Origin of the sequence: Comamonas thiooxydans (assembly GCF_000964545.1) — a bacterium.
GTDB classification, from domain to species: domain Bacteria; phylum Pseudomonadota; class Gammaproteobacteria; order Burkholderiales; family Burkholderiaceae_C; genus Comamonas; species Comamonas thiooxydans.
Genome location: NZ_BBVD01000009.1, coordinates 255,811 through 267,737, shown reverse-complemented (window position 1 = coordinate 267,737; position 11,927 = coordinate 255,811). Strand labels below are relative to the sequence as shown.

At 62.5% G+C, this 11,927-nt stretch carries 12 protein-coding genes; 11 read left to right on the top strand and 1 reads right to left on the bottom strand.

Annotated features, from left to right (window positions below; all coding sequences use genetic code 11):
* Positions 1-4: 4 nt before the first annotated feature.
* Genes Cth01_RS16430 through Cth01_RS16405 form a run of 6 tightly spaced genes read left to right on the top strand, consistent with a single transcriptional unit; the run spans position 5 to position 7,799 of the window.
* The gene (locus Cth01_RS16430) at positions 5-1,234 is read left to right on the top strand and encodes a hypothetical protein (RefSeq protein ID WP_045839772.1); all 1,230 of its coding nucleotides are present in this window, start codon (positions 5-7) and stop codon (positions 1,232-1,234) included.
* Positions 1,231-2,109, top strand: coding sequence for a hypothetical protein (locus Cth01_RS16425; protein ID WP_045839771.1), 879 nt, complete (start codon positions 1,231-1,233; stop codon positions 2,107-2,109). The genes Cth01_RS16430 and Cth01_RS16425 overlap by 4 nt, the downstream gene beginning before the upstream one ends.
* A complete protein-coding gene (locus Cth01_RS16420; RefSeq protein ID WP_045839770.1) occupies positions 2,103-3,272 on the top strand; it encodes a hypothetical protein in 1,170 nt (389 codons plus the stop codon). The genes Cth01_RS16425 and Cth01_RS16420 overlap by 7 nt, the downstream gene beginning before the upstream one ends.
* Entirely contained in the window at positions 3,265-5,532 is a 2,268-nt protein-coding gene (locus Cth01_RS16415; RefSeq protein WP_045839769.1) for a hypothetical protein, read from the top strand. The genes Cth01_RS16420 and Cth01_RS16415 overlap by 8 nt, the downstream gene beginning before the upstream one ends.
* A 4-nt stretch (positions 5,533-5,536) precedes the next feature.
* A complete protein-coding gene (locus Cth01_RS16410; protein ID WP_045839768.1) occupies positions 5,537-5,977 on the top strand; it encodes a hypothetical protein in 441 nt (146 codons plus the stop codon).
* Between the two features lies 1 nt (position 5,978).
* Positions 5,979-7,799: a coiled-coil domain-containing protein gene (locus Cth01_RS16405; RefSeq protein WP_045839767.1), complete on the top strand. Its 1,821-nt coding sequence runs from the start codon at positions 5,979-5,981 to the stop codon at positions 7,797-7,799.
* A gap of 70 nt (positions 7,800-7,869) precedes the next feature.
* Here Cth01_RS16405 and Cth01_RS16400 read toward each other — a convergent pair whose 3' ends face one another.
* Positions 7,870-9,183 (bottom strand): ferredoxin reductase family protein, encoded by a 1,314-nt coding sequence (locus Cth01_RS16400; RefSeq protein WP_052703368.1) that lies wholly within the window; start codon positions 9,181-9,183, stop codon positions 7,870-7,872.
* Between the two features lie 291 nt (positions 9,184-9,474).
* On the opposite strand from Cth01_RS16400, the gene Cth01_RS16395 reads away from it, so the two are divergent.
* Genes Cth01_RS16395 through Cth01_RS16375 form a run of 5 tightly spaced genes read left to right on the top strand, consistent with a single transcriptional unit; the run spans position 9,475 to position 11,864 of the window.
* Positions 9,475-9,771, top strand: coding sequence for a hypothetical protein (locus tag Cth01_RS16395; protein ID WP_045839765.1), 297 nt, complete (start codon positions 9,475-9,477; stop codon positions 9,769-9,771).
* A complete protein-coding gene (locus Cth01_RS16390; protein ID WP_045839764.1) occupies positions 9,768-10,403 on the top strand; it encodes a lysozyme in 636 nt (211 codons plus the stop codon). Before Cth01_RS16395 ends, Cth01_RS16390 begins: the two co-directional genes overlap by 4 nt.
* The gene (locus Cth01_RS16385; RefSeq protein ID WP_045839827.1) at positions 10,391-10,885 is read left to right on the top strand and encodes a hypothetical protein; all 495 of its coding nucleotides are present in this window, start codon (positions 10,391-10,393) and stop codon (positions 10,883-10,885) included. Before Cth01_RS16390 ends, Cth01_RS16385 begins: the two co-directional genes overlap by 13 nt.
* Positions 10,882-11,283 carry a crAss001_48 related protein gene (locus tag Cth01_RS16380; RefSeq protein WP_233425206.1) on the top strand — a complete coding sequence of 134 codons (402 nt, stop codon included), beginning with the start codon at positions 10,882-10,884 and terminating at the stop codon, positions 11,281-11,283. The genes Cth01_RS16385 and Cth01_RS16380 overlap by 4 nt, the downstream gene beginning before the upstream one ends.
* 44 nt (positions 11,284-11,327) lie before the next feature.
* Positions 11,328-11,864 (top strand): hypothetical protein, encoded by a 537-nt coding sequence (locus Cth01_RS16375; RefSeq protein ID WP_045839763.1) that lies wholly within the window; start codon positions 11,328-11,330, stop codon positions 11,862-11,864.
* Positions 11,865-11,927: the final 63 nt, after the last annotated feature.

Genomic DNA, 11,927 nt, shown 5'->3' with positions numbered 1-11,927 from the left:
CGCCATGGCCCGCAAGATGCTTTTTAGCAATAGCGCTGAAGCTGCGCTGCAGACCCCGTTGCTGGACACCCCTCCACCGTACTACACACTCTTGCCGGATGGCAGTCAGTATGAAGATCTGCCGGAGTCCTGGGTTCCTGGTGATGGCAGTTACTACGTATTTGAGGTGAGTGATCCAGCGCATGCGGACCTGTTTGTAGAAGGTACTGGTCAGCTGGATCGCGCCCAGCCCGTCACGCTCACCCATGACAGCATGCCCGGTGTGTTTGAAATCGTGCATGTATACACCCGCTTTACCAATATCTTTGAGGTGTTTCGCGCCCAAGAAGGGACCTTGGCCAAGGCGTGGCCTGTTGGCACCAAGGTCAGCGCCAATGTGACTGCCGGCATGCTGGAGTCGTTCTTGCAGGACGATGGCACGGTGGCGCGCATTGGTGGCGAGAACCAGTCGGTATTGCTCGGTGCTGCGGTCGAGGCAGGCGAGAAGCGCCCCGCTGGAACCAACAGTTTTGTGTTCAGGTCACGTTCGCTCGTCGATTGGGCGGTGCAGCTCGGCGCCTACCCCGTGCTGCAGCCCTTGCCAGCCCAGCGCCCAAAAGACAGAGAGTACAGCGGTAACCATTACCGGATCTGGCAGGACCTGGCGCTGGCGCATGAGAGTACCGGAGGCTTTTGGCCGGCAGACATTGGGGCGCCCAAGGCTTGGGCTGCTGGTAGCTACAACAACTTCAAGCAAGGCGCGGTGTTCACGCCTTCCACGCCCAACGGCTATCAATACTGGGCCGATGTGGTGGTCGAGAAAGCGATTGATTCCCTGACCTTCAGCGAAGAACCCGCATTGATCCCCGGCGAAATTTTGTCGGTGCTTGATACCGAGGACAACTCGCTGCGCGGGAACCTGGTGCCGCAGGTCATGCCGGTGGTGCAGAGCACCAACTTTCGCCACCCTCTGATGGTGACCGAGGTGGGCTTTATGGGGCGCGCGAGCACGGATGTGACGCAGATGCCCGTGGTTTCCCTTGGCACCGAGGCCGATCCCACCCGCTTTGCCAATGCCGTGAGCCTGGATTCGCTGGTGGCCAGCGGGAACTTGAGCGTCCATCGCATCCCGATTGCCGCCGGTGGCGCGCTGGTCGAAGACATTAAAGTCACGGTCACTCAAGCCGGCGTCGGTGGCCCCATCCCTGGACGCTTCTATTGGCGCGGTGTCTTTATGGTGGATGGCGGTTCATGAGTTATCCGCTCATCAATGGCGCTTCCATCAATAGCTCGGGGGGCTCGTCCGAAGCACCGCTGGTACCTACGCGCGGCATTCCCATGGCGCTCAGCGGCACGCAAACCTCTGTGCGGGTGTTGCTGGCGCCATCGGCCGACGCGCTGGCGCTGGGCGCACACAGGATTCAGCAGCCGATTCGCCCACCTTCGCTGACGCTGGCGCAGGCCGGCGTGCCAACTGCCAAGTTCCAGGCCACGCTATACCCAGCACCGCTGCCCATGGCCGTTGAAGGGCAAGCCCGCCTGGTGCTGACGGTTTTCCCCGAGCCTGCCGACGCGCTGGCGCTGGGCGCTGCCAAGGTCAAGACCGGCACCGATGTGGAGCTCAAGCCCTGGGGCCTGGGCATGTGCGTGGCGGGCCAGGCGACCGCGACTCAGGCCCAGCCGCAACCTTCGGTGACCTACCAGGTGCCGGCGGCGCGCGCGATGCGCTTTGGCGCGGCGGCTATCGAGCTGCCGTCCATCGTGGTGAAGCCACAAAGCGCGGATGCATTGCGCATGGGCAGCGCGCGGATGGTGCAGGTAGCCAAGGCTGCACCCAGCCAAGCCATGGCCTTGGGCCAGCCGCGCACGGTACAGGTCGTCAAGCCGGCCAGTGGGCATGCTCTGACTCTGGGGCGGGCGGGGATTCACACAGGCCTGCGGCCGGCAGGCATCCCTCTGGCCGTGGGTGGCGTGCCTTCCGTCAGGCTGGCGCAGAGGGTGGTGCAGGTCGAGTCGGCTGATTCCCTGCAGTTGGGCCATCCCGGCCCGCTGACCTACGCCTTCCATGTTCGCCAGAGCTTTGCCCTGGAGCTGGGCAGCCCGACCGTTGCAAGGACGAATCAATGCTGACCTTCAAGAGCTTTACCGGTATCAACAATGTGCAGGCCGAGCATCGTCTGAAGGCTTCGGACTTGCTGGCCGCCAAGGATGTGGACATTGGCCTGGATGGCGAGGTATCGCGCCGCGGTGGCTACCAGCGCCTGTCTGAGGTCTGCCATAAGAACCTCTGGCAAGGGGCTGGGTTTCAGCTGGCGACGACCGAGGGGGCACTGGTTTCGATTGCTGCGCACGGACTTACCACGGTGCTATGGCCCAACATTGGCCCCGAGCGGGTCTGGTACTGCAATCTGCCTGACGGGCGCACGCTGTTTTCGACGGGGCTGCAGCGCGGCATCACGGACGGGCTGACGGCCCAGATGCTCGCGGTGCCCGAGCCGGACATCCTGGGATCGCTGGATTTTGCCTTTGGCGAGTTGGAGCCGGGGCAGTACCGCTACGGCCTGAGCCATGTGCGCCTAAGCGACCGCGCCGAGGGGCCGGTGCGGGTGTCCGAGCCGGTATCGGTGCTGCAAGGCGGCCTGCGCCTGGATGGGCTGCCGCAGCTGCCTGGGTATGCCCTGAATGTCTACCTGAGCGGGCGCGATGGCGAGGGCATGTTCTTTGCCGGTACTGCGGTGGAGCGCAGCTTTGAATTCGGCGGGCGCAATAGTGCGCTGGTGCTGCCGGCCCGCACGCTGGGAGCCCAGGTGCTGCCAGATGGCACGCTGATGGCGTTCTGGCGCGGCCGTGTGCTTGTGGCCCAGGGCAAGGTGCTGTGGGCCAGCCGACCCGCCGTGCCGCATCTGAGCGACTGGCGCGACTTCAAGCCCATGACGGCAGAGATTACGGCCTTGGTGCCCGTGGATACGGGCATCTATGTGGGCACGACCCAGGATCTGATTTTCCTGGGCGGGGAAACCTTTGACGGCCTGATCTATACCGCGACCAAGCGCGGCCCGGTTGTGCTGGGCTCAGGAATAGAGGCACCGGGCCATCGGCTGGCGCTGGGCGACGGCACCGGGGCGGGCGCGGCCATGTTGTGCATTGCCGGCGGCGAGGTGGTGGCCGGCTTTGACGGTGGACAGACCACCAGCCTGACGGCCAACCGGTTCAAGACTCCAGCCAAGGAGGTAAGCGCGGCCTTCCGCGAGGTGAATGGCATTCCTCAGTACATGGCGGTGCCGCATGGCTGAGCTATTCAATCCCTTCAATCGCAGGGTGACGGGCGAGCCCTTCAACGGGCTTGCGCCGGTGCAGCTGCGTGTTGAGGAGGGCAGTGCTTCGCGCGACCAGGTGAGGGCGGTGCAGGATGCTTTCGCTCGCTTTGCACGGCGCGCGACGTTTGCGCATGTGCCCAATCCCACCGAAAGCGGCGTGCTGGGCGACGGCAGCCCGTATCGCATCACCACGGTGGGCAATACCACCATCGTGCAGCTGTGGCCCGAGCAGCCCGATCTGGAAAGCGGGGATCGAGGCGTGCTGGTTCGCACCGCAGCGCAGCTGTACCTGGTCGGCTACCACGCCGGCCGCTGGCGCTATCGCAAAGTGAACAGTGCATTTGGCGGCACGGGAGCCTGGGTCTCCAACCGCAGCGCGCGCTATTTCACGGACGCGACGAACCGAGGGGGCGACATTGAAGAAATGCCCAATCGCAAGCACCGACTGCGCGACTCCGTGGTGCCCCAGCCCAGAAGCGCGAGCAGCATTGCCCTGGGTATGGCCTACGGTGATGCCAATGGCGGCCTGGGTTTTATCGGCGTCCATGGTGTCTATGTCCAAGCGAAGCTGGACAAGCAGAGCGTGAGTGTGGCCGAGGCGCCGCTGGTGTCCGATGCGTCTTTTGTCATCAGCCCGGATGAAGTGTTTGCGGTACCCGAAGTCATTGCGACCTTCACGCCAGTGCTCCCTGCTGACACCGTGATTGCGGATGTGAACGGGGTAGCACGCGAGAGCCGGCTGCGCGGCGGTACCGGCGTGAGCGTGGGCGTGGTGAGCCCTAGTCAGAGCATTGGCCTGAAGGAATTGCCGACCCTGGCGCAGCGCAAGTGGATTGCCGAGCAGGCACTAACCCACGAGCTGAAGCTGCGCATCAATTCGGCTGGTGGCTATGAACTGGATACGGTGGCGGTCGGCTCGGCCAACATGACGGTGGTGATACCAGCGGGTGTGAGCTTTCCTCCCACTTCGCCGCAATGGCGTCAGAGCTCGCAAGGCTCCATGAGGTCGAGTCAATCCGGCTTGTTCGTGATTCCGTTCCGCGAGGGCGGCATCGCTCCGGCGCAGGTCAATTTCACGAGGCAGGTGGCCTGGGATTGGGTCTATCAGTATGAGTTCACCCGCAGCGCGCCGGTGCTGCTGGGCTATGGCTGGAATGATGACCGGCAAGTCTTCAGCCTGCAGTCGCAGGACAGCCAGCATGTGACCGTGCGCCTGGATCGCCCGGATGCAGACTCGCAGGCATTGGCGCGGGGAGACGGCATATATTTCTACCGCTATATCAACGTCGAGAACATCGAAGATCCGCCAGAAGGCGGCCGCGTCAGCCTCTTGTTTCAGCTACCCGAGGGAGAAGCTGGTGCCGCTGTATTGCAGGAGTGGCGTGACTTCATTGCCAGTGCAGCGATCAGCGAGGCGGCCGTCAAGACGCGTAGCGGCCAGCTGGTTTCCAAGAAGCTGCTGCAGACGCCCTGGGGGTCGATAGCCCTTCTGGATGTCGATGTGCAAGTGGTCACCGAATACAGCTACGAAGTGCGCCACAACAACGAGCTGTTGCAGCCGGAGCTGTTCACGATCCGTGCCGTCGAAGGCATCGCGGCGCGCAGGCAGTTGCTGTACATCGATCCCTTGCTGGAATTCGTGGCCTATCTGGAGGTGGTGACACAGGCCTTTGTGCCTGCTGGTGTCAATGACGCGAGCACGGTCACGACCAGCGGCACCAAGGCGGCCGTGGTGTTTGAGCGCAAGGGGCAGGTGTTCTTTCGCCAGTCGCTGGCCGGCGTTGCCGAGGCATCGGTGACCGGCGGCAAAGGCTCTTGGCTGGCTACCGAGGATCTGGAGCGATCCGTGCCGCCCGAATACCAGTCCATGACCGAGAAGGGCCAGCTTCCGGCGACGGGCCCCGAAGGCGAGCAGCTGATTGTGGGCTGCGATGTGCCTTATTACGTGCCCTCCTACGACGCGCCGCTGGAAGTCGTGACCACTGGCGCCACGCTCACGCCCCAGAACTACCCCATCCCCTGGCCCAGTTTGGAGGCCTTGCCATCGCTGGCGGTGCGCGCCGCCATCGACCCGGGGAGCTGGCAGGGCAGCAGTGCCGCTGGCGTTGTGGAGCTACTGCAGGAGGACAAAGTGGTTGCGGCCTGGGCACTTCCGCCCCGGGGTTCGCCCGTGCCGCTGGCGTCCATCGCCCCGATCAACCCGGCCCAGATGACCGGATTCATAGCCTCTGCCTAGAACCATGAACACCATTGTTTGCAACACCTTGAGCGGCGCCGTCACCGAGTACACGCGCCATGATTTTGATAGCGTCACGACCACGCACTGCGCGGGTGTGGACGGGCTGTTTGCCTTTGGCGGCGATAATGATGCAGGTCTGCCGATCACGACCGAGCTGCGCCTGCCGGCCACGCTGCGAGAGAACACCCTGAAGCAGCAGATTGCCATGGTCTATCTGTCCATGCGCGGCCAGGGCGAGGCGCGGTTTACGGTATTTGGCCCGAAAGATCAGGCTTGGGGCTACACCTTTCCACTGCGCGAGAGCGACCAGACGCGCTGCCCGGTGGGCAAGGGCATCCGCGAGAACTATCTGGGCTTCGGCCTGAGCACCCCAGACGGCCAGGCCTTCACGCTGGACCGCGTGGAGGTGATGAGCGTGAAGTCCAAAACACGGAGAGTTTGAGATGGCAGAGTTTGATTTCAACGGCCCGGCCGAAATTGTTCAGGACAAGTACCAGCGCTCGATTGCACTGGCCGACCAGGCTCTGCGCGAGTCCAAGTCCATGCAGGACGCTTTCAACAACCTGGTGCTGCCCACCCCCACCATCAGCGTGCGCTGGGGCACGATTGCGGCACCATCTTTGCCCGAAGTGCCGGACCTGCCCACGATGCCGCAGGTGGGCTTTGCGGTGCCGGGCGATATGCCTGGCCAGCTGGATCTGGCCAGCCTGCCCGATGTGGAGGTGCCCGGCTTTGATCTGCAGCCGCCGGCCATGGACTTTGGCGCCGCTCCCGAGCTGGTGATCGGCCAGGCGCCGGTCTTGCCCCAGATGCGCGAGGTGGCGATTCCCGATGCCCCCGATGTGAGCCTGCCCGATGCGCCGGAGTTTCTGGCGCTGACCACGCACCAGTTTGGCGGGGTGAACCTGCACGAGGACTGGCTGGCCAAACTGGACGACATGCCCGAGCTGCAGCTGCTGGAGCCTGCGCCATTCGAGTTCAAGCGTGCGCCAGGCTATGCCTCGCAGTTGCTGAGTAATCTGCAGGCCGTAATCAGCGCCCGCATTCAGGGCGGCACCGGGCTGAAGCCCGAAGCAGAGCAGGCCATCTGGGATCGATCGCGCGACCGCGAAACCCAGGTGGCGCTGGCGCGTGAGCAGGAGGTGATGCGCGCGGCCGAGGCGCTGGGCTTTCCGCTGCCGTCCGGCGTGCTGGTCGGCCAACTGGCCGATGCCCGGCGCGAGTTCCACGACAAGCTCTCGGGCCTGTCGCGCGATATTGCCATCAAGCAGGCCGAGCTTGAGCAGAGCAACGTCAAGGATGCAATCACCCAGGGGCTGGCGCTGGAAGGGCAGTTGATGGACCAGGCCATGCAGCTCGATCGCCTGTCGTTTGAGGCGGCCAAGGCGACGGCCGACCATGGCATTGCGACCCATAACGCGGCGCTCGAGCGCTTCAAGGCACTGCTGGATGGCTACCGCGCCTATGCCATGGCCTATGAAACTGTCATCAAGGCCGAGATGAACAAGGTGGAGGTCTACAAGGCCATGCTGCAGGCCGAGCAGACCAAGGCCGAGATCAATCAGTCGCTGGTGGCGCGCTACAAGGCCGAGATTGATGGGCGCATGGCGGCCGTGGAGATTTACAAGACCCGCGTGCAGGCCGCCCAGACGCTGGTGAGCCTGGAGCAGACCCGGATTCAGGCCGGTGGCGAGGCAATCCGCGCCTTTGTGGCAACCCTCAATGCCGAGACTTCCAAGGTGGAGCTGTACAAGGCGCGCGCCCAGGGCGAGGCCATCAAACAGGATGCCTACCGATCCCAGGTACAGGCGTATAGCGCCTTTGCCAGCGCTCAGGCCGAGCGTGCCCGGGTGGCGATTGCCCAGGCCCAGGTCAAGATTGCCGCGAAGGGCCTGGAGTGGGATGGCTGGAAGGCGCGCCTGTCGGCTGAAGTAGCCAAGATGGACGCCGCGGCCAAGCAGTCGGCCATTCTGGTGGATGGCTACAAGGTGAGCGCCAATGCCATCGAGGCGACGGCCGCGAACTATACGCGCCGCTGGGAGGCTGACATCAAGCAGTACGAGGCCGGCAGCAACATCAGCCTGCAGACGGCCAAGCTCAATGCCGATGTGGCCATCCAGAGCAATGCCGTGCGGCTGGAGGCGGCCAAGATTGGCCTCACGACTTCAGCGCAGCGCGTGGCCAGCGCCTGGAGCATGGTGTCTGCGTCGGCGGACATTCGCGGTGGGGTTAGCTGGAACTACAGCGGATCGCTGGATCAGTAAGAAGGGCCTGGTGACGAATCAATCCAGGTTGAAGCTCTGGTAGGTCTGGTGAATTTCCTCCGCGATAGTTTTATCGAAACTCAAAGTGTTCTCTGTGCAGTTGCCAGGAATCCGCTGGTAGCGATTGCTTGAGGGTCAGCTCTAATTGCTTGCCCATGGCAGCGGGACCACAAAACCACACCCGCAGCGGCTTATTGGTTTGATAACGTTGAAGCACCTCTTTGGGCGACCAGCGACGGCCATCAGCAAAGATATCCAGATGCACATCGGGATGAAGCGTCGCAGCCTCTTCCAGAGCTTGGGCAAGAGGATCGGCTGCATGCTGGCAGGCGTATTGCAGCCAGGCCTGAGGGGCATGACCGTCATGGTGTAGTTGGCCTAGCCACGATAGAAAGGGGGTTGCGCCAACGCCGGCGCCAACCCATACGTGCACGGCACCATCATCGTGATCCGGAGGCACAAAGCGGCCATAAGGACCGTCCAGCTCCACAACGATGCCGGGCTGCAGACGCTCGGGCAGGCTGCGAGTCCAGTCGCCCAGTTGTTTGATGTGAAAGCGCACGACATGATCTTGCTGGTCCGCATCGGACAGCGTGAACGGGTGCGCCTCTTGCTCCCCCGCTAGGCGCAAAAAGGCGAATTGCCCCGCAGCATGGCCTGGCCAGGAATCATCCATACGGCATTGCACCTCCAGCACATCGCCGAGCTGTGTGCATGACAGTACGGTGCCCGCATGGGGATAGCGCGATCGCAGGTCACGCACCAGTTGCATCACGGCGGCAACGACGCCGAGGGCCATTGTCAACGCCAGCAGCCAGCCGCCCACTCCGCTCCAATAGCCAGGAGGAGTCAGCACAATGCCATGAAACACCAGTATCAAATACGCCAGAGGCATGAATCGATGAAACCAGTACCAGCGCTTGTATGGAACTGCGCGACGAGCCAGCGTAATGACCAGCATCAGGATCAATGCATAGAAGGTCCATTCGCCCAAGGTTTTGGCATAGGGCTTTAGGAGGCTGACCCACTCGGGCACGGGTACTTTGGCCAGCCTGCCAGTGCTACCAATAGCCGTCGCGATAAGGGGCTTGGACTGCTTGGCCAGCCAGTGCGCCAAGCTCAACGTAATGGCAATGATGCCCAGCCATTTGTGCAAACGGTATGCCTTATCCATGCCGCCCAAAGGCGACTCCACCCACCGAGGGCGCAAGGCCAAAACCATGATGGCAGTCATGGCCCCCAAAGCCAGAATACCGGTGAGCAGCATGCCTTCTTGCCGCATCACCCACAGCAGGTCACCAGGTGGCGATGGTGAGAGCCAAAAAGCCTCCACTGCCCAAATCACAAAGAAAGAAGCGAGGACAAGAAGAATGGAACGGCGCAAGGCAGCACTCCGGTTGGCTCGATGGCCGGCAGAACCAGAGTGCAGAAACAGATGCACGCAATAGCTCTGGTTCGTTCACCGCAGGCGGCTCCAGCACATTCGAGCTTGTTCAAGACTGATCAAGGTAAGGCTAGCATGTTGCTAGATAGACGTTCTACATTACCAACTGATTTGCCGCGCATTGTTGCGGTATGTCTAGAAACGATAAGGATTACTTCTGGCCCTAGATCGATATTCGTAGCACCCCTCTAGGGTTCGACCGCTGAGCCCGCTCCCGGAAAACTTCGGGGCATGAAAAAAGCTCTCGCATCAATGCTGGCGCTGCTGGGCATTCACCAGCATCTGAGTGCCGAGCAAAAACAAGACATAGCCATTGCGGCCGTGCAGACCACGCCCGGAGCCGCATCAGCCGGCGCAGCGCGACTGGGCGGGCTTCCTCTCAGTGATTGGGCCGTGGTGGCAACCATCGCTTTTGTGGCGCTGCAGGCGGCCTATCTGATTTGGAAATGGCGCCGTGACTATGTGCATGAGCAGGCGCGCCAGGAGCTGCGCGATAAGGCCAAGGCTGCCGTAGGGGGCACGCCATGAGCAAGATTCCAGCGCAATTGCGCGCCAGCATTTGTGCCTTGCTGGTGTTGAGCGGCTTGGGCGGCGGCAGCTATTACGTTGACCAGGCCGCGACGGCTGAGGCACAGCAGAATCAATACATCCAGACCGTGGCGGCCGACCTCGACATGCCGGATGGCATGCGCATTGCCATGGTCATGGCCGCGTTCTATGAATCCAGCAATCGCCACATCGGCACGCCCTACGTGGACAAGCTGGGTAAGGGGCAGCCGCTGACGGTCTGCAATGGATTGACCGGCAAGGATGTGATCGCCGGCAAGTGGTACAGCCTTGCCGATTGTTTCCGCCTGGAGAAACAGCGCTATGTGCAGTATGAGCAGATCGCCAAGCGCTCACTGACTTACTGGGGCAGCTACAACCCATTTCAGCAGGCTACGTTCTACGACTTCCTGCACAACAAGGGCGATGGGAATTTCCAGACCAGCACCATGAGGCGCGATGCGAACGCGGGCAACTGGGTCAAGGCCTGCCGTGAAAACGTCCGCTGGAACAAGGGTACGGTCAATGGCTTGTCCGTGGTGCTGCCCGGTTTGAAGATCCGCGGGGATGCGAATGCCGAGCTCTGCGAGTGGGGGCTGTCATGGCGCGGCTGACCCTCTACACATCCCTGGCGGCCGCGGCTGCCGGCGCGACGCTGGCGTGGTCTTTCCAGGCTGCGCGCCTGGGAGCGGAGCTGGCCGACGAGCGTCTGCAGGCCAGCCAGTACCGCGAGCAGATCGCTGATGAACGCACGTCCGCGGGCCGGCGCGTGCTGGCCGTGGAACGCACGGTCAACGACAAATACCAAGGAGCCCTGAATGACGCCATCCAGAAGCAGGCCGGCTTGCAGGCTGCTGCAGATCGCGCTCGCCGTGAGCGTGACGGCCTGCACAAGCAACTGTCCGAAGCCGAGCAGCGACTTGCCGACGCTTCCCCCGCCGCCCTCATCGAGTACGCCCGAGCCCTCAGCCGCGTATTCGGACAGTGCAGCCAGCGATACACGGAGCTGGCAATCCGAGCTGATGGCCACGCAGCTGATGCAGCAACCTGCCGCGCAGCCTGGCCAGTGATTCCTCAAACCAAGGAAACCCAATGAGCAAAATTGCGATCACGGAGCAGATGGTCGGCCGCTTCCTGTCCTGGCCACTGCCGGCTGACTTTGCGCCTGACTGTGGCATTACCTTCACCCGCCCGGCACACGCTGGCATGAGCCCCACTGGCACGAACCTGCTGCACTTCGGCCAGGCCAAGGCGATGCTGGAGCACTGCATCAACGGTGGCACTGCCAGCGCCGGCGCGCTACCGCCTCACCAGCAACGCGTGCTGGATGAAAAGCAGGAGCTGGACATTCGTATCACCAAGCTGGATGAGTTCATCCTGCGCAATGCCTTGTTCCGCCAGCTGGACCCCGATGAGCAGGCCCGCATGCGCCGCCAGCTCGATGTGATGCGCGAGCTGTCTGTGATCCTGGGCGAGCGCATCTCTGCTTTCTAAGCCTTCCGGCCCGCACCGGCCGGCTGCCGGAATCTGGAGTAACCATGCAATTCATCAAGAAGCACGCGACAGCCATCCTCTATGTGGTCATCGCCTTGCTCCTGGCCGTGTTCGGCTACCGTCTTTGCAGCGATTCCGCCCTGGTGATCGACATCATGCTGTTCGCGCTGTTCAGCTCCGCGCTGCTGGCGCTGCCCATCGTGGAAGTGGCCGACAAGATCCTGAAGAAGCTCAAGGAGCTGGAACCCAAGACGGGTGGCACACTAGGGTCGAACGTGGTCGGGGTGCAGCGCGATCACCGCAACGACCTGGAGTATTCCCTTGTGCATGCGCTGGCGCCTCATTTGGTGCACACCAAGAGCGCGACAGAACTGGGGGCATTTATCCGGGATGTGGTCAACTCAATTCAGGGTCGCGGATCTCAGACGCTTACAGCGGTCTGCACCTGTGGCCCGAATGCCGGCTGCACCAATTGCCCTGCTGGTGGCGGTCAGAGTCTGCAGGCCGCCCAGGATGGCCTGTCGCAGTCAGCTACAAGGACCGCAGAGGCTTGGGCTAAAAGTCTGAATCTGCCCTCATGAACTCGCTGCTTCCTCAATAGCCTTCCACCAAAGGCATTTCCGTCCCATCGACCGCAATCATCA